This is a genomic window from Mesorhizobium helmanticense, from assembly GCF_003034915.1.
GTDB classification, from domain to species: Bacteria; Pseudomonadota; Alphaproteobacteria; order Rhizobiales; family Rhizobiaceae; genus Mesorhizobium; species Mesorhizobium helmanticense.
Window position 1 is genome coordinate 150395 of record NZ_PZJX01000028.1, and the last position, 25191, is coordinate 175585.

21 protein-coding genes are annotated in these 25191 nt (G+C 55.8%); 2 read left to right on the forward strand and 19 right to left on the reverse strand.

Going from position 1 to position 25191, the window contains the following annotated elements:
* Positions 1-152: 152 nt before the first annotated feature.
* The 9 genes from C9427_RS15345 to C9427_RS33820 all read right to left on the reverse strand — a co-directional run bounded on the left by C9427_RS15345 (position 153) and on the right by C9427_RS33820 (position 11041).
* Positions 153-1472 carry an O-antigen ligase family protein gene (locus C9427_RS15345; protein WP_107649974.1) on the reverse strand — a complete coding sequence of 440 codons (1320 nt, stop codon included), beginning with the start codon at positions 1470-1472 and terminating at the stop codon, positions 153-155.
* A complete protein-coding gene (locus C9427_RS15350; protein WP_107649975.1) occupies positions 1469-2722 on the reverse strand; it encodes a tetratricopeptide repeat protein in 1254 nt (417 codons plus the stop codon). The genes C9427_RS15345 and C9427_RS15350 overlap by 4 nt, the downstream gene beginning before the upstream one ends.
* Positions 2610-4982, reverse strand: a complete 2373-nt coding sequence (locus C9427_RS15355; protein ID WP_107649976.1) for a GumC family protein — start codon at positions 4980-4982, stop codon at positions 2610-2612. Before C9427_RS15355 ends, C9427_RS15350 begins: the two co-directional genes overlap by 113 nt.
* A gap of 52 nt (positions 4983-5034) precedes the next feature.
* Entirely contained in the window at positions 5035-5778 is a 744-nt protein-coding gene (locus tag C9427_RS15360; protein ID WP_245437081.1) for a polysaccharide biosynthesis/export family protein, read from the reverse strand.
* Positions 5779-5825: 47 nt separating this feature from the next.
* Entirely contained in the window at positions 5826-6635 is an 810-nt protein-coding gene (locus C9427_RS15365; protein WP_107649978.1) for a tyrosine-protein phosphatase, read from the reverse strand.
* Between the two features lie 304 nt (positions 6636-6939).
* The gene (locus C9427_RS15370; protein ID WP_107649979.1) at positions 6940-7449 is read right to left on the reverse strand and encodes a hypothetical protein; all 510 of its coding nucleotides are present in this window, start codon (positions 7447-7449) and stop codon (positions 6940-6942) included.
* Between the two features lie 457 nt (positions 7450-7906).
* The gene (locus C9427_RS15375; protein ID WP_107649980.1) at positions 7907-8371 is read right to left on the reverse strand and encodes a hypothetical protein; all 465 of its coding nucleotides are present in this window, start codon (positions 8369-8371) and stop codon (positions 7907-7909) included.
* Positions 8372-8443: 72 nt separating this feature from the next.
* Positions 8444-10702, reverse strand: coding sequence for a mannose-1-phosphate guanylyltransferase/mannose-6-phosphate isomerase (locus tag C9427_RS15380; protein WP_107649981.1), 2259 nt, complete (start codon positions 10700-10702; stop codon positions 8444-8446).
* Between the two features lie 21 nt (positions 10703-10723).
* Complete coding sequence (locus C9427_RS33820) at positions 10724-11041, reverse strand: hypothetical protein (RefSeq protein WP_146172548.1); 318 nt, start codon at positions 11039-11041, stop codon at positions 10724-10726.
* Positions 11042-11287: 246 nt separating this feature from the next.
* Between C9427_RS33820 and C9427_RS15385 the strand changes: the two genes are divergently transcribed.
* Together C9427_RS15385 and C9427_RS15390 are read left to right on the forward strand one after the other, a co-directional pair.
* Positions 11288-13228 carry an acyltransferase family protein gene (locus C9427_RS15385; RefSeq protein WP_107649982.1) on the forward strand — a complete coding sequence of 647 codons (1941 nt, stop codon included), beginning with the start codon at positions 11288-11290 and terminating at the stop codon, positions 13226-13228.
* 515 nt (positions 13229-13743) lie between these two features.
* Positions 13744-14967, forward strand: coding sequence for an O-antigen ligase family protein (locus tag C9427_RS15390; protein ID WP_107649983.1), 1224 nt, complete (start codon positions 13744-13746; stop codon positions 14965-14967).
* Positions 14968-14973: 6 nt separating this feature from the next.
* Here the strand turns inward: C9427_RS15390 and C9427_RS15395 are convergent, their stop codons facing one another.
* The 10 genes from C9427_RS15395 to C9427_RS15440 form a co-directional block, all read right to left on the reverse strand.
* A complete protein-coding gene (locus C9427_RS15395; RefSeq protein ID WP_146172549.1) occupies positions 14974-15696 on the reverse strand; it encodes a hypothetical protein in 723 nt (240 codons plus the stop codon).
* Between the two features lie 287 nt (positions 15697-15983).
* Complete coding sequence (locus tag C9427_RS15400) at positions 15984-17060, reverse strand: glycosyltransferase family protein (RefSeq protein WP_107649985.1); 1077 nt, start codon at positions 17058-17060, stop codon at positions 15984-15986.
* Between the two features lie 13 nt (positions 17061-17073).
* Entirely contained in the window at positions 17074-17817 is a 744-nt protein-coding gene (locus C9427_RS15405; RefSeq protein ID WP_167434363.1) for a methyltransferase domain-containing protein, read from the reverse strand.
* 61 nt (positions 17818-17878) lie between these two features.
* Entirely contained in the window at positions 17879-18793 is a 915-nt protein-coding gene (locus C9427_RS15410; protein WP_107649987.1) for a hypothetical protein, read from the reverse strand.
* 33 nt (positions 18794-18826) lie between these two features.
* The gene (locus C9427_RS15415; RefSeq protein WP_107649988.1) at positions 18827-19561 is read right to left on the reverse strand and encodes an FkbM family methyltransferase; all 735 of its coding nucleotides are present in this window, start codon (positions 19559-19561) and stop codon (positions 18827-18829) included.
* A complete protein-coding gene (locus C9427_RS15420) occupies positions 19558-20829 on the reverse strand; it encodes a lipopolysaccharide biosynthesis protein (protein ID WP_167434364.1) in 1272 nt (423 codons plus the stop codon). Before C9427_RS15420 ends, C9427_RS15415 begins: the two co-directional genes overlap by 4 nt.
* Before the next feature lie 82 nt (positions 20830-20911).
* Entirely contained in the window at positions 20912-21529 is a 618-nt protein-coding gene (locus tag C9427_RS15425; RefSeq protein WP_107649990.1) for a class I SAM-dependent methyltransferase, read from the reverse strand.
* 126 nt (positions 21530-21655) lie between these two features.
* A complete protein-coding gene (locus tag C9427_RS15430; RefSeq protein ID WP_146172550.1) occupies positions 21656-22429 on the reverse strand; it encodes a glycosyltransferase family 2 protein in 774 nt (257 codons plus the stop codon).
* Positions 22430-22451: 22 nt separating this feature from the next.
* Positions 22452-23546, reverse strand: coding sequence for a GDP-mannose 4,6-dehydratase (gmd, locus tag C9427_RS15435; RefSeq protein ID WP_107649992.1), 1095 nt, complete (start codon positions 23544-23546; stop codon positions 22452-22454).
* Positions 23547-23651: 105 nt separating this feature from the next.
* Positions 23652-24935 (reverse strand): sugar transferase, encoded by a 1284-nt coding sequence (locus C9427_RS15440; protein WP_245437082.1) that lies wholly within the window; start codon positions 24933-24935, stop codon positions 23652-23654.
* Between the last annotated feature and the right edge of the window lie 256 nt (positions 24936-25191).

Consider the following 25191-nt stretch of genomic DNA (forward strand, 5'->3'; position numbering starts at 1 on the left):
GAAACTGCCTTCGCTCCCCCGACCGGTGCAATTTGCTGGTGCTTTATGTTTCGCACGGCTGCGTGTCAATCACTTCTGCACCCTGTGGTAGAGAAAGATAGGGACATCAACCTGTCGAATGTCTCGCGACGTCAACTCCTGCAGGCCCTGCATCACGACGAATGTCCAATAGGAACAAGCAACTTGTCACCATTGTGGTCGACCTCGATCATTTCGCTCTTCTGGCGCGAGCGATCTGCAAACCCCTTGTGAAAAATAATCGCGTTCATATAAGCAAACGTCATTGCAAGCGCAGCGGTGCGCAACGGATAATCAACCAGCGAATGTATGAGAAGAAAAGACACTGAGAGAAACGCTGCTTTCTGATGCGGATCGCGGCGGATTCTGGCAAATGAAACAATAAGCAGCACAAGATAAAATGCCATCAGGAGAATGGCGAGGACTCCGCCCTCGAAGGCTATTTCAAGATACTCATTGTGGGCATGATTTACGAATTGTTTGAAAATCATACCTTCCTTTTCGTATATCTGATAGGCCTTCTGGAAATTACCAAATCCGACGCCGGCTGCCCAGTTCTCCTTGATTCCGTCAATAGTGGTACGGGCAAACTCCCCTCGCCCGAAAGCCGGATCAATCGCGTCAACATCGATCTTCGTCCATGCGCTTATCGTGTAGACCGAAAGCCCTATGAAAATCAGCAAGGTGCCCCATCCGCTCGCCCTCGAACGCGCTGAGAGAAAGACGACGGACAGGACGGTAATCGCCAACCCAATCAGCACACCGGCGCGCGAGCCGGCTGCCAGGAGAAGCAGCAAAAGCGTGACCAGTCCGAGCAATCCGGACAAGAGATTTCCGCGAAACAGCCCGTGGTAGACGACGAAGGGAATAGAGACGAAAAGCAAGGCCGCAAAGTGATTTCGGTTGGCAAACAGCCCGGCGTTGATCGTAAACGGCAGTAATCCCTTGATGGCGATGTCGTCGGAGAGCGAATACTGAATCGCTGCCGCGAGCCCATTGCATATGACGCCCATGAAAAAGAATGGAAGAAGCGCCTGGATCTGCTCGGTTCGCAAACGCAACACGCTCAAGAAAAACGCTGCCACAGCCACCAGGTACAGCAGGCATTCGATCGTGCGTCCCACGCCGAGGCTGACGAAACGAAATCGGGTTTCTCCAACGAGTGAGGAATCCGCAAGCAACAGATCTGGTCGCAACCCGTCGAACATGGAGGCCGGCAGTGGGACGATTTGCAAAATCACCAATGCCGCGGCGAGCGCAAGCAGCCATACAACAGAATGGTGAGGTCTTTGACCAGATGGCCGTGAAAGGACCGCAGCCGCCGAGATAATCGCCAGGACTTCAATCAGCGTGTCCGTGTAGAGGCCGCTTGCAGTCCCGCCACCGATCAGCAGCGATATGAACAAAACCGACCCGAGGAGATATTTATCCCATTCCGCTGACCGGTCGCTCAAGACGGAAGTCTCTCGATGCTCAATTTGTGCATTACCAACGTGCCGACATACCGAAACCGCCAGCTCTCAGCAATGGCGGCAGTTTCCAGCCTCAAAAATTGCATGGGACAGGTGTCAGGACCAATCAAAAAATCCTGACTCAGGGCCTGACGATTGTATGTGCCCTCTGGAATATTGAACCGTGCAACTTCGCCAGATGGACATCTGAGAGACCAGAATAACTCCTTTGGAAGTTTCAGGTTTCTTGCAGATGCAACCAGAGAAACCTTATAGGAGCCAGGAGGTAACTCAATATACTGCTGAAGAGCAGAGTTCTTCACCGGCGTATTCAGGAAACGGACTGTCGCTCCGCCCTCGCCTTCGACCGCGTCCTGGGATGTTGCAAATGTAACTTCCATCCCCGACTGATCACGGATCTGCCAATCGAAAGGCTTGCCGCTAGGCGCCGGTTCAAAGGTGCTGTTGAAAATATACCCGCCTAACTTCCTTTCTTCATCAGAAAGGCTGAAAAGAAATAACCGGTATGCTGGCTCATATTGCTTCTGGCGAATGTAGCCGTTGATTACAAAGGACAACTCGCCTTGTTTCGGTGGTGCGCTTGACCCGATCAAATCGAGCAGCAGCCGATTCGCGAAATCGAGCCCCTGGGGGGCGTTGCCGAGAGCGACGAACAGACTGGATCGCCAAGGCGCATCCACCTTGAGGGCCGCCAGCACAGCCTGGTATCCATCGGGGTTTGAGAGGATAGTCGGCATTCCCCCGGCTATTTCGGGAAACCGATCTGGCCATCGCCGCAGCAATATATCGATCTCGCCGACAGCCTTTGACAGATCGCCCATTTCAATCGAGCGGCCAATTGACCTCTGAAGCGCATGGATTTCCGTCTTGGACAATTTTCGAGCCTGATCGAAAAGCTCATAGGCCTGATCCTTTTCGCCTTGGCGATACTTGATCTCACCGATCAGGCTGTAAAGGCGAGCGTCCACGAGATCAAAGCGAAGCGCACCCTCGGCCTTGGCAAGCAAGGCATCAAGGTCGGGAGTATTGCTTGTGTCGTTCAGGTCCTCGGTAATTTCACCGATCACCGCGTCGACATTCAACGGATCCAGCGCGAGCGAAACGGTCGGCGTTTCGGTCTCAAGAAGCCGACTTAGACCGATCGACGAAGCCGCCAACACTAGAACGGATGCGACGAACCAAACGCTTGAACGCCGGAGATTTTGCATAAGCGGGCTGGCCTGCTCCGTCATCCACTTTGCCTTCAAGTTTCGGGGTGCCGTAGTCGTAATACTGGTAGTTCATATATTTATAGGCGTAGTTGTAGTCGAATTTGTTCACCGCAAATTTCGACATCGCCGCACCGACCACGTTCGCGCCGGCGGCCCGCAGGCGCTTCAATGCTGTCTTGGCCGATTTGCGCGTGACCTGATTGGTGGAGATGACCATCAACGTACCCTCGGCAAGCCGACTGAGGATAGGCGCATCCGAAAGGCCGACGACCGGCGGGGCATCGATTATGACAAGGTCGAAGCGCTTGCCGAGGTTGGTGACGATCAGCGCCATCTTGGGCGAGGAGAGCAGATCCGCAGGATTCGGTGGGATCGTTCCAGACGTTAAAACGGTCACATTCGGATATTTCGTCACCCGGAAAATGCTCGCAAGATCCTCCTTGCGAACGGTGTTTGTCAGGAGGTTGCTAAGCCCAATCGTGTTGTCGAGCCCAAACAGCCGGTGAAGATTGGGCTTGCGAAGATCGCCGTCGACGATGAGAACTCTTGCACCAAGTGCGGCAAAATCCTGCCCGAGCTTGAACGACGTGGTCGACTTGCCTTCCGAGGGCTCCGAACTCGTGACCAGCAGCGATCGTGGCGCGCCCTCGGCTCCGGAGAATTGCAACGATGTTCGAAGCGAACGATAGGCTTCGGACAGTCCTGATTTCTGATCGGCGATGCTTGCCAAGAGTTCCCGGTCATCGACATGTGGCAGGATGCCCAGCATCGCCAATCCCAATTCCTTCTCGATCTGCTCGGGATTGGTGAAGGTGTTGTTCAACAACTCGATAATATAGATTATCGACGCGCTCAGAGCCATGAAAAGAGCCAGAGCGATCGCAAGATTGATAGTCAGGCGCGGAGAATAGGGACGCTCAGGTAGCGACGCAAAATCAACGATTGCAGCGCTTTGTGTCTTTAGCTCGGAGCTCACACCAACTTCATTCAACTTGGAGATAAGGCTGTCGTACTGGGAACGATTCGAATCGACCTCACGCTTCAGGATTGTGTACTTGATGTTTTTATCGTTGAAGACAACCTGCTGCTTCTCCATCTCAGCAAGTTTGGACTTGAGGTCAGCCTCCTTGTTCTGAGCCTCCTGGTATTTCTGCCGCAAGGAATCGGTTATCGTCAAAACACCATTGCTATAGAGCCGTTGCAACTCCTTGATTTGCGACTGAAGCTGTTGCATTTCTGGAAAACCGGGCTTCAGTATGCCCAGCTTCTGCTGATACTGGCTGGTCAAATCAGCCAGTTTCTCGCTGAGCTTCTGCAAACCTTCACTTTCCAGAACCGGGGCCAAGCTCGAGCCGCGGCCTTTGTCGACTTGTTCCACGACCCGTCCGGCGTCGAGACGTTCCTGGATCGCTGTTGCCAGCGCGGTATTCAGAGCCTCGATGTTCGACGATATCAGCGATTTGTCGTCGCCGGTTACCGTGATGCCTGCATCCTTTGCATAAGCGACCAGCTCCTCCTCGGATTTCTGGAGCTTCTGCTTTACCTGCAAAACCTGTTCCTGGATGAATTGCCGTGCCAGGTCCGAGGTCTCGCTGGTCTGATCGAGGCGCTGGTCGATAAAGCTTTGTGCGACCTGATTGGCTACGTCCGTTGCATATTTCGGATTCTGATCGGCGAACGTGATCGACAACAGGCTTGTATTGGTGACCAGATTGACCGAGAGGTCATTTAGAATCCGATTGATCGCAATCGCCTCGCGCTGCTCCGGACTCTTCTCCTCGATGGTGGGTGACTTGGCAATTCCGAACGCACGGTAAAAGATGTTGCTTAGCGAGAAGCTCGGCGTCGGAAACAGGAAATCTGGCTTTTCGGTGAGCCCCAGTTGGAACACCACGCGCTGCGCCAATGCTCTGCTTTTCAGCTTTTCGCGTGCAGTCTGAAACGCCCGCAGGTCGCTGTTTTCGGAAACTACTTCAATGTCCTGGAACACCTTGGCCGAAGGAACCAACACTTCCAGTTGCGTTGTCGCCTGATATTTTGGCGTCTGCATCATGGTAACGATAACGCCGGCGACAAGCCCCGCCGCCGCCATCATGACGATCAGCCACCGATACTGAACAACGTAAAAAAGCAGCTTTAGTGGATTAAAGCCCTCGTCCTGCTCCGGCTGATCGCGACCGTACGGGTTGTAGTTTTGCGCACCGTCATAATACAGGTCCGCGGACAAGGCCTGACCGTGTCCTGGGCCTGCAATTTGATGCTGTCTGTTACGATCGAGCATGGCGCGAGGTAATCCTGAGTTCGTCCGTAGGCTGAATTCTGACCGACTGTGGCTATAGTCCCGGGACCACCGCAATTCGGGCTGCACTCGAGGCGACACCGAGGGCGTCCTTGAGATTGTTCATCGCAATTTTCGATTTCGAGGCGAAGACGACAACCTTGTCGCCGCCATAGATGCGCGGATTGCGGCTCTTGCCGGCACGAATTTCCTCCACATTGTAATTAGCGACCAGCGTATTTGAGCCGATATTGCGATAGACAAAGACCTTTTTTGCATCTCCAACGGTGTTGAACCCGCCAGCAAGGGCGATCGCATCGATGAGAGAGGCGTTGCTCGATACTGGAAAGATACCCCCCCTGGTGACTTCACCGTCGACAGTAATGCGCTGTCCGACCGACTCCTTGACGAAAACCGACACATCGGGCGACTGCAGATATTTGGCGCCGTAGGCCGTTTCGATTTCCTTCTCCAATTGACGGACGCTCTTTCCCGCGGCGGTCATGGTTCCGATAAGTGGAAGCGAAATCTGCCCGCCAGCATCGACCTGAACGGTTCTGTTCAGATTGTCGACCTGGAACACATTCACCTCAAGCACATCGTTCGGAGACAAAGGCTGCTCGCTGCCGTTCTGGGTGTTTTGCGGCGCAGGCAGGTCTTTTACGACCTGCAGAGCGCCACCGCTCGAAAGCGGCGTCGACGATGACGATGTCAGTTGCAGCGCATCGACCGAAGTCGATGAAGATGGTGCCGTTGACGAGGTGCTCGTGCAGGCAGACATCGCGAGCGAAGCGAACAAGACACATATCGTGCCGGCAAAGCTTTCTACGAACCGAAACCCGCCCATCACGCGGTCCCGCCCTTGAACAAGCGACCCAGTCCGGCAAAGCGGCCGACGTTGCCGGGGCTCGGCTTCTTGGCATGTGCCTTTCCGACCGGCTCGAGAGGCCGATTCGCCAAAATCTGGCCTGGACGTTTCAACACCATATTGCGGGCCTCATCCTCTCCACATCGCTTTGCGGCAGCGGCAACTGCCTGCGATAGCCCAGGACGCCGGCGGGTGGCGCCATGGGTGTCCGATGCGATTATATCTACCCTACCTTCGTCAATCAGCTTTTCCGAATAATAAAGCGCCGTGCGGCCAAAAGCACCAACAATCGAGTCCGCCGTAAGCTGAATAAGACACCCCGCTGCATTCAACCGCTCGACGACGTCGTAATTCGCCTTGATCCAGGTCAAACGCTCGGGATGGGTAAGAATCGGAATAAAACCGGCGTTTATGAGGCGTAGAACAAGATCTTCCAGCCTTGGCGGCAAAACGTGGTGCGGCGGTTCAAATAGAAAATAGCGGGATCTGTTTAAAGTTGGCACGCTGCCGAGCGCCAGTTGCTCCGGAAGGTCGGGCGCCACATGGATATCGGCACCGACATAAAGAGCGAGCGGTATAGCGGCACGGCGTAAGGCCTGATCCAGCCCTCGAACGGCTCGGATGATATTTGCCGATCCATTTTCGTACATTCCTGGCATGATATGGGGTGTACACGCCATGTGCGTCGTCCCATCGGCCACCGCCAACCGTGCCATCTCCAACGATTCGGCAAGACTGGGCGAGCCGTCGTCAAGACCGGGCAAGATGTGGGAATGCAGGTCGATCATTGACGTTTCTGCCTGCACCGAAGCAACGTAGCGACTGCACTCCAACAACACGCCAATGCATCAGCCGCAGGGTGGCGAATGACGCGTCCGCCAAGCTTAAGCACGAGGGTGAGTGTCGGATCCCAACCACCAAAACGGTGCGCCCAAGACGAATCGCGTCGAGACCAGCCCAAAGCAATAGAGCGACACGGTTACCAAATTTAGCAAAACAAACCTGGGCGCCAGCAAGGCCGGCCGAGGCATCCAACAGCAACACGCAACAGAGGCCTCACGCCTCCGCTGCCATTGCCTGCCCGGCATCCGCCTACTGGCTGACGCCGTTGTTGTCATCCTGCGTTGCGGCAAGGATACCGGCGGTGCCGGCCATGCCCGCAAAAATACCGAGCGGCAGCCAGGACGGGGTGCCGACCGAGGCAATCTGACCCGTATGCTCAGAGCTCACACCAACGGCAGCCGTCTGCTCGGAGCCCACGACTTTCAGGCAAATGTTATTCTCGACACGTGAAATGTCGAGGCTCGAGTTCGCAGGCACATTCACATTGCAGCCCCCGACCTTGACGGAAGCCGATCCTTTGGCACCAACCACCACGCGGCTACCGAAATCCAAGGTAGCCCCTGCTTTGGCAGGACCGTAGCCAGCCGTCTGCGAAACCATCACGTCGCCATTGGCACGCCCAATCGATCCAATTGAACTCGCCACTCCTTGATAAGCGGTCGCGCAGGTGCATGACGCGTCCTGAGCGAACGATGAAACAGGACCGAAACTGATCGACGCGATCAATCCAGCCAACGCAATTTTCACATTAAGGTTCATTCGTTCAGATCCTTTTGTCCCGCATTTCCCAGACCCACCCGATCCCCCAAGGCACCAAACATGCGCGTAACAGCTTTCGTCTTCAATTCCAACCCATTTCGCATTTGCGAGATGTCTTTTGGTTTCTGCTGTGTTTCATAAAACACACTTATTAGAAGACTTGAATGTACCATTCTTGCTGCCGAATGCACGGGCTATAGTTCAGGAACGCACTTGGTTCCTTTCGCCAAGATGCTCACCGGTACAGGTTGATTGGTAGGTAAGAGAAGTTAAGATTCAATTTCACGGTCTTTGAAGCTGCCGTCGCGCCGGTCCTTCATGCCAAGGTTACAGTCGACTTGGTTTGACGTCAGGCGTTGTCGCATATTCTGCTTTTCATTTTATGACAGTCGCGATTTGGACGCGATCCATGACATGATGATACGAGGGCCGCTGGCGAACCCCTGAGCTGCGAGCCTTACGGACAAGACTTGTAGGTCGAACCCGCTTGCGCCGGCTGCCCGCACAGGATGCCGTTTTCGGCAAGCTTTGCGGCTAGATCCGCGCCATCGGAGGTAACGCACTGTACGACAGTGGCATCACCGAACTTTGACGCGATATTGCCGTCGCAAGGCGTTCCCGAGCCGACGGGCTTGCAAGTCAAGGCGAGCCCTTGATAGTCCCGGCGCGCGGCCTCGGTGACCATCGCGCGCATGGACTGGGGTTTCGTAAATGCTACGCCACACAGCACAATCTTGCGGTTGCCGACCCTAAGATCGTCGATCGATTGAATCGCGAGCTTGCCATCAAACGGCTGAAGTGCCGTTTGCGGCTTTGGAGGTCGCGAATGAATATCTGTTCCTTTTTTCGTGATAACGACCAGGAAGCCAACCGCGAACGCCAAGGCGACAAGTGCAAGCAAACTCATTTTCTTGAACGACAAGACCTTCCCTCCGCCGCAGCTAAAACGCGTCGCGTTCTTGTTCCGTCAATCTTTCCCCCGAGGATTGGCTTTCTACCGAGGATTGGCCTTCTGCAGAGGGTTGGCTGCAGTACTGTCCAGATACTGTGTCAATGCACAGACCAGATGGTAGAAGATGCTGGCCGGCACATCGGTGGCCAACGAACGGCCGCGTTCGTCGATCCGGTCGACCCACAGACCGAGCGGCGCCGGGTTGATGTGCCAACGGAACAGGCGACCGACCCGCGCTTCGATCTCGGGCTTGAGGTCGGGTCCTCCCGCGCCATTCAGTGCGATCGCCGCCTTGATCGCCTCCGCCTGCGGCCAACTGCGCGAGACGCGATCAAGCGGCAGGCCTTGCCGCGAGACGGCGCCGTAGGCAAGGCCGGTGGCGCGGTTGAGGCCATTGGCGATGGCCGAGGCATAGAGCTTCCTGGCAAAGCCGCTCAGTTCGCTCTGACCACTGCGCCCGGCGAAATCGACCAGCAAGGAGGCCCATTCGAAATGGTGGCCGGGTTCCGTCCACAAGCCTTTCTCGCCCTTGACTGGTTGCCATTCGCGATCGAAATACTCGCCAAGCGTCCAGCTTTCCGGATCGAAGAAATGGCTGCGAAACAGATCGACGATGCGCGCGGCGCGGCGAAGATAGGCGCGCTCGCCGGTCGCCTGATGCCACGCCAGGAAAGCTTCAAGCAGATGCATGTGCGGATTGGAACGGCGTTCGCCAGCGCCGTCCGAGGTTTCGAGAAAACCGGTCATGCGATGGTCCTCGAGGTGCGCGTCGAGAAAAGAAAACGTCTCTTCGCCAAGCCGCAAGGCATCGGGATCGCCTGACATATGGGCATGCGCGAGCGCCAGCAGCACGCAGGAATGATCGTAGGCATCCTCGACGGGGTCGGCGACCGTCCCATCGACATTGAGCGTGCGCACCCAGCCGCCATTGTCGGTACGGCCGTTCCTGGCCATGAATTCGATACCGTGGCTGATCAACCGGTCGGCCGGTCCGTCCCATCCCCGCGCCTTGGCGACGGCGAAGGCGTAGATTTGCCTGGCCTGCGTGCGCATGCGCTTGGGCTTCATCAGCGGCGTGGCGTCGAAACCCAACGCTTCATGGAAGCCGCCATGGCGTTCGTCGACACCGACTGTCGACCACAGCGGAACCGTCTCTTCAAACAGCCAGTGATAGACCCGGCGCCGCCAGGCGCCGCTTTCGATCACGCGATCGTCCGCGGGCGTGAATTTGGTTTCCAGCCTGCCGCTCTTTTCGAGTTGCTCGACGATCTTCTTGACGTGTTGGCTGTGGCTGACCGGAGCGACGAAGGTGGCGTCCGCGGTTGAGACGATGGCGAGATTCTCGACGCCGATGGCCGACAGCAGACGGCCGTCGCTACGGATGTAGGAGTTTTCGCAATCGATGGCGACGACGTCGCCGATGATGACATTGCCTTGCTTATCCGAAGGGCTGACATCCAGCAGCGATTGCCAGGAACCGAGATCATTCCAGCGAAAGCCGGCCGGCACCATGGCGATGTCGCTCGCCCTCTCCATGATCGCGTAATCGATCGAGGTCGAGGGAATGGCGGCGTAGAGCTCGAGAGGCATATAAAGGCCGGAAAGATCCGATGTCGCGGCCTGGTAGGCAGCCTCGGTGGCCGTCCATATCTCTGGTTGGAAAGCCATGAAGGCGTCGCGCATGGCGCTGGCGCGAAACAGGAAGATACCGGTGTTCCAGTAGAAATTGCCAGCGTCGAGATAGCCCTGCGCGGTCGCGAGATCCGGTTTTTCGACAAAACGCGAAACATCGCAGACGCCGTCCCGCTCGCCGGCAACCTCGATATAGCCGTAACCCGTCTCCGGCTGGCTAGGCTTGATGCCGAACACCACCAGCCGGCCTGCGCGCGCCGCCGCAGCGCCACGTTCCACGCTCTGCCAGAATTGCTGGGCGGTGGCGATCTCGTGGTCGGACGGAACCACCAGCACCAGGCTGTCGCCGTGGTCGGACAGAGTACGCAAAGTCGCCAGGGCGACGGCGGCGGCGGTGTTGCGGCCTGTCGGCTCGAACAAGGGACCGCCGCCGGAAAGATCGAGGCCGGCCAGGTCAGCATGGACACGATCGGCGTGCCGCTCGGATGCGATCAGAAAAACCGGCGTTTCGCCTTTCGGCCTTGCCGTCAGCCGACGAAGCGTCTTGGCCAGCATCGAGCCATCGCCCGAAAAATCATGGAACTGCTTGGGATTGTCCTCGCGCGACAGCGGCCACAGCCTGGAACCGACGCCGCCGCTCATGACAAAACTGACGATTTTCTCGATCATTGGGGGACACTTCCAGCATTTTCAAACATTGCAAGGAGCGCAGTCTCGGCGGCGCACTTGTTGCCGGGCCTGCAGCACGACGATATTCTCGCGGACAAAGCGTAAGAACACGCCGCCGGTCGCCCGAGCAAACCAGGGTGTTCCCTTCCGGCCGAAGCCGATGAGATGGCAGCCTTCCGGCGCAAGGAACCGGGTGAGATGCAAGCCGATGAAACCGCCAGCGCCAGTTACCCAGGCGGGCTTTGCCTCTTTTGATTGTGTCAAGAGAATCAGCCCTTTGCAGCCTCGGTGGGAAGGATCGTTCCCACCTCTATCACTTTGCGGCAGCGCGTCGATCACGCTTCAGTCAGGAGGTTGTTCGAGACGTCCAGCTAAGCTACCGTTTCCAGACTCGTCAAGCTCGCGAGAATTCGAACGGCGCGAATTTCGCCTCGCAAAAACGCTCTCTCGTCCTTGTCCAACTGAGTTCGCTCCTCCTCCCGGAGTCCCATCCATAGATGGTGATTATCGCCGCAGCCTGGAGTAGCGCCCCGGCTCTCGTTCTTCTATAGACGGAATACTGCCCCGGGGACCTGAACAGACAACATGCACACCAGAGTCGGAAGCGCGGATTCGCACCTTATTGGCTATCGGGCGGACGTCGACGGCCTGCGCGCGATCGCCGTCATTTCGGTGATAGCTTTTCACTTGTCGAGATCATGGTTGCCGGGAGGCTATCTGGGCGTCGATATTTTTTTCGTGCTTTCGGGATATCTGATTACACTGATATTATGGCGTGAGGCGCTGAAGGGACAGTTCTCGATTTTACGGTTCTACGAGCGGCGGATCCGCAGGATCATGCCGGCTCTTCTCTTCCTGCTGTTTTTCACCACCATGGCCGCGATGGCGTTGCTGCTGCCTGCCGACTTGATCGGATATGGAAAGAGCATGCTCGCCACGCTCGGCTTTGTCGCGAATATCTATTTCTGGCGGGATACGGACTATTTTTCCCGAGCCGCTGAAGCCAAACCGCTCCTGCATGTCTGGTCACTGGGCGTCGAGGAACAGTTCTATATCGTCTTCCCGCTGCTCATTGCGGTGCTCGCCCGATTTTGGCCCCGCGCAACTTTCCCCGCGATCGTGCTGCTTACCCTGCTATCTCTGGTGGCCAATTACCTGGCTTTGAGATTTGGCGGTGCGGCGCCTGCCTTCTTCCTGCTGCCAACCCGAGCGTGGGAGTTGGGGGCCGGCGCCATGGTTGCGCTTTTGCCGCTCTCCCTGACGCCGCGAGGAACCAATGCAGGCTTCCTCGCAATCATCGGCACGATCGCGGTCCTTGTCGGGATCATCACCCCACTACCGAAATATGGCGCCGTCCCGGTCGCTCTACCTGTCGTTGTCGGCGCGATGTTCTTGATAGCGGCCGGGCAAATTCAGCTATCGCCCGTGAACCGCCTGCTTGGTGCAAGGCCTCTCGCCTTCGTGGGGCTGATCTCCTATTCGCTATATCTCTGGCATTGGCCGATCATCGTCTTTGCGCAGTACTATCTCGTGCGCGATCTCAACATTGGCGAGATGATGATCGCCGTCGTCGTTATGACCATCTGCGCCGTTGCTTCGTGGCGCTTTGTCGAGCGGCCATTCCGCAGCAAGACAATGACCGCTCCAACATTATACCGCTCCGCCGCTGCCGGTGTTTGCGTGTCGGCGGCGCTCGCGTCAGTGCTGATCTGGTCCAACGGACTGCCCTCTCGCATGAGCGGCGAGGCTGCGGCCATCAATGCGGCAGTCGGGACCAACTACCGCTGCCCAGTCTCAAATTATCTCCGCCTGGGCCAGTCACGCGCCTGTGTACTCAACCTTCCCTCTCGAAATCCTGTCGATGCGAAGGTCGTTCTACTGGGCAATTCCCACGCTCAAATGTACGCGCCGGTTTGGGAAGCGATTTTCGCCGAGATGAACATGCCCGGTCTTCTTGTCCCTGCGAACGGCTGCCTGCCAACCGTATCCGTCAACATCTCGCGTGAATGCACCGATATAGCCGCAGGCAACCTCAGGGAGATCGGCAAGCTTCCGAACGTCAAGACTGTCATCCTTGGCCTGACATGGGAACATAGCGATCTGATCGACCCCAATGGCAATGCACTCGACAATCGGAACGACGCAACGCTCGCTCAAGGAATTGACGATCTGATCAACCGGCTGCAAGGAATCGGCAAGAAGGTCGTTCTCGTCGGCCCGGTTGCCTATCCTGGCTGGGACCTACCTTCCGAACTGAGCCGTGATCTCGCCTTTGGACACTCCCTTGAGAAACCAACCTCTCTCCCGGCAGAGGAGTTCCAGCGGCAGGATGGAGCAATCATCCAGCATTTCGAAGCGCGTAATGATATCGGTTTTGCCCGTCCGGACACGGTGCTGTGCGATCCAAGCCGATGTAATTATGTTATAGACGGACGTTCCATGTTTGCCGATGCCAGTCATATCGCCCAGGCGGAATTGTTCCGCTTCCGCTCCATCTTCACCGAGGCGCTAGCCGCGCAACATTGAGTCTCGCGTGACCAAGCCGCGAAAGGCCTTCACGTCGCCGCAATCGCCGGCTCTGGATGTCTCGGGCAACGGGTGGCGATGAGCGCCAAGGTGGCGAGACGAAGAAAAGTGCGAGCCTCGCATGGCCCTGGATAGTAAGCCTTCCCCGACCCGCCGCCGTCTGCTGACCGGAACCTTGGCGCTGGGAGCCGTGACGGCCTTGGCCGCTGGCTCGGCGGCCGCGACGGTCAGGCGATTCATGCCCGGACGCATTCCGGCGCGAGTGCCCAACGGCCTTGCCTTGTCGTCTTTGGCGACGACGGGCACCGGCGTGATGGCAATGGCAGGTTGGCAACTATTGTGGCGCTTGAGAGTAGCGCCTTGGCTCTGGTTCTTCTATAGACGGGTACTGCCCCCGTGGACCTGAACATTTAACATGCTCACCAGAGTCGGAAGCGCGGATACGTATCTCATCGGCTACCGGGCGGACATAGACGGCCTGCGTGCGATCCACTTGCCAAAGATGAGTAAGTGAAATGCTCATAACCATTCAAAAGCGGCTGGTGGAAATCGTGCTCCTATGGGCACTGATAGGGTACCCGCTGCTGGGAATATACACCACCGTTACCGGCATCGACAACCGTGCCGCCTCTGTTTCAGTTAGGACATTGATTGTTTTGATGTCCTTGTTTCTGATAGCGACTTCGCTCTCCGACAAAAAATTCAAGGTCGGAAAAATTTTATTTTTGTTCCTTTTCTTATATCTTTCAAGACTCATATACGACTACGCTTATAAATACAACGAATACGCACTTGTAGCAATTCAAATATACCTTTCGTCGGTTCTAATTCCGGCCCTAGCTGTTGGTCCATATTCGGAATATATACTGTCGATTCAAAAGAAAATCGTGGTGATGCTCTCTTTTTCCGGCGCATTGTTCCTTCCGGCATTCTTCTATGCGTACCACAGTGGGCTCTTCTACACCCAAGGCACGGACGACTCTAACGTCCGGTATGCTTCGGAATTCGTCAATGCGGTTTCGCTCGGTCATTTTACCTGCACTGTCGCAATCGCAGCGTTTTTTTATATAGTCGAATATAGGCCCCGCCTGATTGAATGCGTGGTGCATACGGCGATTGTCGTCGGTTCGATAGCCGCCTTGTTCCTGTCGGGATCCCGCGCCGCCTTCGTCGGCGTGGTCGTCGCTTCCACTGTCTATGCGGTTTCCCGCCCATCCCGCCTGTTGATTTTAGTACCGTTCTTGCTTGGCGGTTTGATGTTCTTGCCGCAGGACAACTACCTGGTTCGGCGCATGAATGACCTTGTCATCGCAAAATGGGACACAGGAGCGTTGGCGCGCTTCGATGTGCAAAGCACGGCGATTTCCGACTTCTTCGACAGCCCTATCATCGGCAAGCACTTTATCGACATGAACTGGGGGCCGGGCCTGTATCCTCACAACATCATGATTGAGATTCTTATGGCACTGGGCCTTGTGGGGGCCGTTCCGTTTTTCATCGTGATAGGTATGTCGATGTACAGAGCGATGAAATTTCGGGCCCACCTCACCTTCTATACGATCATATACATTGTTTCTTTCACATTCTTGCAGACTTCAGGTGCGATATGGGCGGCAGACAGTCTGTTTGTGCTGACCTCTGTTTTGTTGGCGGCCAACAAAAACTTCATGCCCCGCTCCCTAACAGCGCCTTCTCGACCGAACAGAACCGCTCAACGCTCGTTTCATGCCCGCGCGTAACGGGCTCTAAGGAATCTTGCCCAGATCACGAAGGAACCTCAAGGTGGCCTGCCACCATTCAGCGTTTTCGTCCCACTTCTCGGGCGAATAGACTGCCTCGCCAGTTATCGTGCCCCAGATGACGATCCCGTCGGCGAATTTCCTGCAGGTGTCCAGTTGGGCATACCAGTAATCACCTGGCAGAAAGGCAAAAGTCTTGTGAAACTGCGGCCATAGGAAACAGTAGACCGGCTTTCCCGCCGAAATTCGCCGCGCCTCCTTCAGGTTGGCTTCGGCGTAAACGATCCATGCGTCCTTATCCCCATAGAACGCATAGAGCGAAGGGTAGAGATCATCGACATAAGGAACGATCCCGGCTGCCAATCTGGTGTTCGCCTTCTGCCATTCTGAGAAACCATCCTCCCCGTTACGGCCGTTCGCCCTCCAGTAATCACGCACCGGCAAGACACTGTAGAGCCCGACACGAACGCTCGGATCGGCCTTCTTGAGGGCCGAAATCGTCTGCTGGTATTTGCTTATGGAGAGCGCTTGACCGTCACCTTCCAGCGGCCAACTTTCGATATCGATGACGAGGTGATTGCCGGTTCTAGGCTTTTGCAGCGCCTTTTCGACCTGATCCGCATTCGGAACGTCCGACCCGAGATAGTGAGGGCCTACGATCGTTATGTGTTCGAGCCCGAATTGCCGGAAGTCTTTTGGACCACCCTCGAAATACAGTTGCTCGAACATCCTGAATTCCGCTGCGTGGCCCGGCGAGACGACACCGAGACACGCGGCAAACAACCACGCCCTTTTCATCGCTGTCGTGCCCGGAATGCCTTCCGCAGATATGGCAGCGCGAAGTACACGATCAGGATAATCCAGGCGGCGACGGTCATCCCGATAAGGGCCTGGCCGAACAGTTCATTCAGAAAGCCGGGCTTGTAAATGGCGAGTCCTCCGTCTGCTTCGATATCGTCAACGACGCACTTTCACAAAACCCTTCCGCCGCACTGACGCCAATGAAGCGGGTATTGCTACACCAGTTCGAGAAACCGTTCAAACTGGCGTTTTTTGCTGTACTCTTCACGAATTGCGTGATGCCCGGCCCAGCCGATCGTGTCCCAGCTTCCACTATCCAATTGTCGTTCGATTGTTTCCGATGCGTCCTGCGGCTGCTGATAGACGGCCATGGTCTCCCCGTCGCGCATTGGTGCGGGGTAGATACCCGAGTCTGAAACCAGGAGAGCTCCAGCCCCCATGGTCTCGAAACAGCGCATGTTGCCGCGGTCCGGGCCTGCCATGTCGATCGAGGCATTCACGACGACCTTGGCTCTTCCAAGCTGCGCATACATGGCGCGACCGAACACGGGAGGCGCGCTGACCTTGCGGATCGCAGCCGGGCGGCGAACCGCTTTCAGGGGACCGAACCAGCCAAGCGGCGTCTCGGCAAGCGGCGTGTAGCGTGACAGATCCAAATGGAAAACAACCCGGTGGCGGCCGGCAAGACGTGCGACCGCTTCCAATATCTGCCGCCGACGCTGGTGATGACGGCTGTAGCCGCCGAAGAAAAGCACATCGATGTCCCTGTTCCGATTTGCAGCGATGATATCGAGTTCCGGATCGTGAGCGGGAAAGAAGTGAGCCGTCTTGGCGCCCTGCTCTTCCCAAAGCTTTCGCATGGACGGAAAATTACAAAGCACTAGATCGTAGCCGGAAAAGTCAATCCTGCCTGGTGCGGCGCGCCAGGCAATCTTTCGTTTCACATGCCCAGGCAAGCGGCGGATAAAAGCAGCGTCATAACGAAACGGGTCGAGATTGTAGAAGATGTCCGTCTTGTGATGCTCGATCTGGGCAAGAAGGATATCGGCCAGCGGCGTATCTTCACCAAGCCCGTTTTCGCGCGCCCATGCCCGCTGCAGCGATTCGTCGTCACCGTTCGTAAAGAAGGTTTCGGGATGCCGTCCGAGTACCGGCAGGAGGATGTGCGCTGCACCGTAACGATCATTCAGGAATACGTCCTTCTGCTGCTCGAAGCCGCTGATCCCCGCGACGAGGCCAGCAAGCCGGGGCCGATAGCTTGGGGCAATCCCAGAATTCTGAAAAAGTCGCATGGTTCCGTTCTTGCTATTGCGTGGGTTTTGTAGCGCTGATGACGAAGCCGGAACAGAAGATGCGCCAGTTCAGCAGGGCGCAAAGATTCTCGAACAGAGCGACGGAAACGTACGCGGGCAAGAAGAAAGCAAAATAGTCGCTGGCACGGTAAAACGACTTGGCGTCTACCTGCTCGAATCCCTGACTGCGAAACAGCTTCGTCATGTCCGAAGGGGAGCAATGGTCGAAAAAAGCCGGGTAGCCGGTAACGCCGACCGCCGCTGGCCTGAGATACGGGATCAACCATCTTTGCATGACGGGTCCGACGATCCGCAATGCCACCGAATAGGGATGCCACTTCGACGGGATATAGTGGTGCATCACGCCACCTGGCCGCAGCGCCAGGAACATCGAACGCGCCGCCGCCTTGTTATCAGGCACATGCTCCATCAACGTGATCGAAATGAGCATATCCGCCTGGACATCAACGGGCTGCTCGATCGACTGGACTACAAACTGATCGTAGATGCGATGGCAGTCAGGCTTCTCCTCGATGTCGAGACCGATATAAGTGAAATCGGCACTGCGCTCCAGAAGCGGCCTGTCAATGCCGCCGACCTCAAGGATGGCCGCCGGCGTCAGGCGCGCAACGTCCTTAGCGATACGCCGCTCAAGCTCCGCCTTATACGACGGTGCGCCGAAAACTCGGGGAAAGCGGCGTTCCAGCCATGCTGCTGCGCTCCTGTTCCAGCCGATAAACCTGTTGAGAATCACCACACTCCTCTTCCTGCCAGCCGGGCGAAACCCGGACTTCGCTATAGATTGCATCAGCCAGCCCTTAGGTCAGCTCGCTTTGCTTTTCTCGATTTGTGAACTGTGTCCTGACCTGCTTTACGAACACCTCAGGAAGTGGCGCCTCATCATGGAAGCTCGTTTCGCGGGCCGGATCGTCATTTACCGCAACGATCGCCTGGTTTGGATAGGTGATCCGCGGCACCTGTCCAAAAAAGGCCGCCCACAGGTTGAAGTTCGAGCCAGCTCCGATGATCGCACTTGCCTGGGTCATTTCCAGCATGTGCGTGACCGATTCCGCGTCATTGGCTCGGCGTACGTCCGGAAGACTGAGCAGCGGAGCAAGTTCAGTATCATCTCCGTCGGAAAAGACACGAGCCCGCATGTTCGTGCCCAATGCCTCACGAAGGGCGACGAGGCTATCGCAATACCATTCGATCGGAAGCCTCTGATTGTGCGTCCCAACCTCGGCCCGATTCACGTCGAAGCGGGAGAAGTCGCCAAGGCGCACATGGACAGCGAGGAAAGGCGCGGCCGGGGCTTCCGGCAGGTATTTTTTGCGGGTAATCCTGCGAAACGCGTCATACAGGACCGGACCGTGGCCGCGAACTTCATGGAAATGCTTCTCGAAATTTGATCCCACCGCATTCTTGAAGACAACCACCGTGTTCCTGCCGTCATATGCCACGGATGCAGCCGCCTCTGCCGGAACCTTTCGTGCAGTTGCGAGGAGTGCGGTGCGCCATGGTTCGCCGACATAACCCTTGTTGTCAAAGAGCCTGAAATACTCGCGCTTGTCCCGTTCGCGGCGCAAGTAGGGACCGATACGTGGGCGGAACCAACGCGGTCCGAGCATCTGTGCATCGTTATTTCGACACCATACCTCACAGCGCGCCCAGGCAAGCATGCTGTGACCAAGACCGAAGCGGCCGATATCGGGATAGCCATAGAGATGTGCCATGAGCGCCTGCCTCCCTATCGAAACTAGCGGAAATCAATCAATATCAGGAAGATAGATCGCATCGGCCCAGGCCAGTCGGCCGGACTCGTTATGATGCTGGTTGTAGATAGCGTGAAGCCGATAGTTGAATTGATCGAGATAGGCGGTCACCTCGTGGAACTGGCAACATCCCTCGTATATCTTCATAAATAAAACTTCGGAATATATAATCCTTATGCGTTTCTTGATAATAAGATTTTCGGCTCCTTTTAAAATATTCAACTCAGAACCCTGAGCATCCATCTTAAATAGATCTATGCTTTCTATGTTATTTTCCTTACAGTATTCACTTATTGTTGTAACATTAACCTCTATCACGTCATTTTCCGACATATATTTGTCAAATCTTGAACCAGTTCGCCGCGGGCTGAACAAGGAACTGGCGTCGGGAAGGGCTGCGACATGAAAGGAAGCTGTTCCAACTTTCGAAGAGACCGCCGCGTTGACCGGAACGATTCGCGACTCGCTCTCGGCAACGATGCGAAGCTTGGCAAAATTTTCTGGTAGAGGCTCGAAAGCATGAACGATCGCCTTCGGACACCTGTCAACGTAGGTGCGCGTATCCCGCCCGTCGGCTGCTCCTACTTCAAAGATTGTTGCGGCATCGCCTGCGAGACGTAATTGCTCCTCGAACGAGTCATCGATCCGAACACCGCGATCGAGCTTTCTCAAATGATAGCCGAACATGCCGAAAACTCGCTGTGCGGCAAACGCCAAGCTCATTGTCATGAAATGATTCCTTCGCTTTCCCTTGCCTGCAGATTGACTATCTTCGTTGCATGGTCAGCCAATGCAAGTTGGAGAGCATAGGTAACGCCAGTCGCCAATCCGTACCAAACCATAACGGTCATTGGATTATCGACACCTACCCAGCCGAGCCAGCCGAAGACGCACAAAGTGAAAAGGAACCGGCCTATTTCCCAAGTAAACTGAAGCGACTGGCGGTCGATAATGATAAGAGTCATTGTCAATGCTGTAGCGACAAAGCGGATGTATGCGATCGGAAACGCAATGGCGCAGAGCTTACCGGCCATGGTCCAATCGGCGCCAAAGACGAGCGGAACGAGGCTTGGTGAAAGCATCATCCCGAGCACTGTCGGCACCAGACCGATGGCAAGAAGCTGAAAGAGCGACCGTCGAAACGCCCTGTTCAAGTTTTTCTTGTCTGTACGATAGAGTGTCGACAATTCGCCGGTGAAGACCTGCGAAACAGCCGCCGCGATGACACCAACCGGCATCAGGATAAACCGCTCGAGGAGGGAGTACTGTCCTGCGACTTCGAGGTTGAACAGTGCCAGAAAGGCGAATGGCGCGACCGCGGCGCTTAGGGACGACAGAAGGGTTCCCGGGAAGGTGAGGAGGCCATATTTCTGGAAACGAATTGCCGTAAACTTCATCTCCGAAAAAGAGAGCGGAGAGATCAAAGTGCGCCAGAGTTTGCCACTCTCGAAGAGCACACTGATGGCCCCGAAGGCCCGGCCGAATACATCGGCCAGAACGAGCCCGACGCCAATCACAGGAAGAAAGGCAAAGCCAAGTGCGCCAAAGGAGAACCCTACCGACTGCAGGATTTTGGACCGTGCGCTCAGGCCGTAGTTACGGTCGCGGATCGGCAAGAAGGTGAGCATCTGGTAGATGCCCGCGACGGCCATCGCAACGGGTAAAAAGAAGACGATGCCGCGCAAGGATGACAGGACACCCGGTATCAACAAATCGACGGCGCCGGCGACAAGAAGAGCGACCATGCTGGTCCAGATACAGAGCCGAAATGTCAATTTTAGCAGATTTTCATAAACCCTTCCCGGCCGCGCGCTTAGAAGCGCTACTTCATAGCGAAATGCCACGAACATGACCGCTATGTTCAGTATCGAAATATAGATCTGATACCGGCCGAACGCTTCAGCATCATAGAGCCGTGTCAGGATGGGAAGAACGGCAACTGCAATGATCTGCGCAATCACCGACCCCGACAGGACGGTCAGGATGCTTCGGAACATTCCAAATCGCCAGATATGAAAGTAAGGGCAATTTTCGCCTGCAACCTGCTCGCAGCAGGGGCGTGGCGTACTCGGTGTTCGCTCATTTTGCCGTTCTTTTGCGAACCGCGATGAACTGATCGTTGAGAACGCCATGAATCCATTCGGGCGCAGGCAAAACGTCTTCCAACTTCTCCATGACTTCGGCCTTTCGCGGCCATCCCGGCTCGACGCCAAACAAGCGAAAGTCGTCTACGATGACCGCGCAGAAACGGTCCAGGTTGGCCTGGATGAGGTCAAGTTCCTTCAGCACAGGTTCGGGTTCGTCACCTTGACCGGTGATACCACCGCTGAAATGACCGTCCAGAAAGATGAGGGCCTTGTTCACCCGCGTAGCTATTTCCGGCAGCAGCTTGGAGCCGTCGCCGAGCAGCAACTCGACATTCTTGCGTCCCGCACAGCGCTGGCTGGCTTGATGATACAGTGCTTCGTCAATTTCGACTGAGATCACCTTCTCAAACAGACGAGACATTCGCTTTGTCGTGACGCCCTTGTAAGAACCAATCTCCACCGCTGTCGTAGCGCCAGCCATATCCCGGCACGTTTTCATATTGTGCAGCTTCGTCAGCGAATGCGGGACAAACTGTCGATTGCGCAGCTTCGCGACGAGGTCGAGGACATAACCTCCGATCGGCTCCAAAATGCTCTTTGGGTCATTCATCGTCAGGGCTCTGCAGCTTGGAATTGTTGTTGATTCTTTGTAGTGCTCGGTCGTCCAAAGGTCGCAACGCTCGATCCATATATATCTCGGGGATTATCCGCTAGGCATCGCCCGAATTGCCCGCCTTCAGGCGGGAGGACCGTTGCTTCGGTGCATTTTCGATAGAAACTGCCCCAGCTTGCGCACCGGCTTGGCAACAAGCGCATAGTCGATCGGACCGGAACTCAGCCATTGGCGCCGCGACCGCAACGCTTCCAAATTGTGCCCGATGTAAGAGCCCAGGCTGCGCGTGCTGGCGCCGCCAACCATCATGTCCACCAATGTGTGGTTGGTGGTGACCGATTCGAATCCGTGAAGTTCAATGGCCCTCAGCATCCAATCATAATCTGATGCGACTTTGAGATCGAGGTCGAACGGGCCGACCGTCTCCGCCACTTTCCGCCTGACGTAAAACGTTGGATGGGCTGGCATCCACCCAGTCCGAAAACCCTTGGCGGGCCTGGGAACGGCCCGCCAGCGCCTTACGACACGCTTGTTGAGATGGTTTTCAACAAAATCCAGATCGCCATGCACGATATCGGCCTGTTCCAGCCCTGCCGAAATTCGCCCTAGCACGGTGTGGTCGTGAAAACAGTCGTCGGAATTCAGCACGCCTACTGCGTCTCCGGTGTAGAGACGCAATCCTTTGTTCAAGGCGTCGTACATCCCACTGTCGGGTTCGCTGATCAATTGGATCCGGTCCTGTGGATAGGACTGGACTATCGCCAGCGTTTCGTCCGACGATCCGCCATCGACGACCACCAACTCCTTGTTAGGATGATCCTGGGCAAAGAAGCTGTCGACCGTATGCCTGATCGTCGCGGCCGAGTTCCAGCAGACCGTTAAAACCGAGATTTTCATCTCAACTCGGTCCAACGTTTCCTTACCGTGCCGCAACGCGAATGCGATCCTCGTCCAGACGACGATGCTCGGATTCCCGTCTTACCGTCTCGAGGTCGGACTGGACCATCTCGCGCACCATCGCAGCCAGCGACGTTTTAGCTTTCCATCCGAGGATGCGCTCCGCTTTCGATGGATCGCCTATCAGAAGCTCAACTTCGGTGGGTCTAAAGTACCTTGGATCAACTTCGATCAGAACATCGCCGGATTTTGCGTCGACGCCTTTTTCGTCGACACCCGAACCAGCCCATTGGATCTCGATCCCGACCTCGCCAAAGGCAAGCTCGACAAATCGGCGTACCGAGTTTTTCACCCCGGTGGCAAGCACATAGTCGTCGGGCACGTCCCGCTGAAGAATTCTCCACATGCCTTCGACATAATCGCGAGCATGCCCCCAATCGCGCTCGGCAGACAGGTTGCCGAGATAGAGTTTGTCCTGGAGACCCAGGCTGATCGCGGCAGCCGCGCGTGTGATCTTACGCGTCACAAAAGTCTCGCCCCGCATCGGACTTTCGTGATTGAAAAGAATCCCGTTGGAGGCGTGGATGTCGTAGGCCTCGCGGTAGTTCACCGTGATCCAATACGCATAAATTTTGGCTGCAGCGTAAGGCGATCGCGGATAAAAGGGCGTTGTCTCCTTCTGCGGAACCTCTTGAACCTTGCCATAGAGTTCGGATGTCGACGCCTGATAGAATCTTGTTTTCTTGGCCAAGCCGAGCAGTCGAACCGCCTCCAGGAGACGCAGCGTCCCCAGAGCATCGGCGTTCCCGGTGTATTCAGCGGTCTCGAAACTCACTTGAACGTGTGACTGTGCAGCGAGATTGTAGATTTCGTCAGGCTGCACCTCCTGGACGATGCGGATGAGGTTCGTGGCGTCGGTCATGTCGCCATAGTGGAGCGACAGCCTGACGTTCTTCTCGTGCGGATCCTGATAGAGATTGTCGATGCGGCCGGTGTTGAACGACGACGACCGCCGCTTGATGCCGTGGACATCATAGCCTTTTGCCAGAAGAAGTTCCGCCAGATAGGCGCCATCTTGGCCAGTGATGCCGGTAATGAGCGCGGTTTTCTTAGTCATTGTTCTTCTCCGGAATCGACAACGATATTCTCAACGCTGAGCAGTGTAACTTTAGACATCATAATACCCGGCGACGTCTCGAAAATCGGCTCTCACAATTAACATTCAACGAGCACCAAACCCTGTCAGCATGGTCCGGATGGTCCGAAACACAATCAGCACGTCGAGCCAAGGCGAGAAGTTCTTGATATAGTAGAAGTCGTAGTGAAGTTTTTCCAAAACGTCGTCCACGGCCGCAACATGACCCTGGTTGACCTGTGCCCATCCGGTAATGCCGGGCCGAACGATGTGCCGATATCGATAAAACGGCAGCTCCGCCTCATACCACTGCGAGAGCACGAGCGCTTCCGGCCGCGGGCCGATCCAGCTCATCTCGCCGCGCAAGATGTTTATGGCTTGCGGCAATTCATCGATCCTTGACTTTCTCAGGAACTGTCCAAGGCGCGTGATGCGCGCATCGTCGGCCTTTGTGATGGCCTCTTCCTTTTCATTGCCGACAGCGGCGTTGAGTTTCATCGTCCGAAACTTGTAAACCTGATAGATTCTTCCTCTATATCCCATCCTGTTTTGCCTAAACAGGGCAGGGCCAGCTGAGTCAATTTTTATCGCAACCGCCACAAACAAAAGCAATGGTGAGAAGACAACGAGAATAAACAGAGCTGAAATCCAGTCTATCGCCTGCTTTATTTTCAAATATGCCTGATTTGGATTCAAAGATCCCAAAGTATTTTCGGAAAGATGCTCTATTTCCACCCGGCCGGTGAGCGACTCGCTGATCTGTTTGACATGGTAGACCGGCGTTCCCGAAAGCGCGCTATCGGCGATATACCGCTCCCATTCATCCGAAAGATCGGATCGGAGATCGGCAACGACGCCATTTACCCGGTCAACGATGATATCGGGAGAGGCAAGCCAATGCCAATTCACGCCGCCAATCTCGTGAAGGCGGGCAACCGCTCCGCCTGGAACCACGGCGAGGCTGTAGGGATCCAGGCGACGGCTCAATATGTTCAGACCGAAATACCAGAGAATTGATAGCGTCAAGCTACTGGCCGCCTGGAAGGCGCTGTAGTCGATACGGAACAAGAAAATCGCCAAATACACAATTCCGTAGCATAATGAAAATGTTGGAAAAATATAACCCGCGGCCGCGACGCCCGGGAAATTTCCTATTCGACGAAAAGAAAAGAAACCTGCAGTATGTGCAACAATACCTGCAAAAACGGTAATGCGCAGATTGGAATAATAAAATATCTGCGGGTCAATCGCCATGCGAATCAACGCGGGCGCCAAAATTGCAAAAGACAACCCGCCAAGAAGCTGAAACCTGACACGATGCAGCAGGTGTCGTTGATTTCGCGGTTTTACGATGGGAGCATTCAACTGCAAGCGCTCTCTGATGGACTGCCGAAACAGGCTGTGAACCGTCGTGCATTCAATGCAAAACGCAAAAATCGCAGGGCTCGGTATTCATTCAGTATAAGGCGACCACACGATGCCAATCAGGCCCTGCGCGGAACGCCCCTCCCCACAAGTGGCGGCAAACATCTTTATTATACCGGCATCCCCGGCCACAACAATGGCTACCGCACTCCCGGGTGAAAACCCGAGAGCCGACTTTGCCACAGCTTACACCGCATGACCG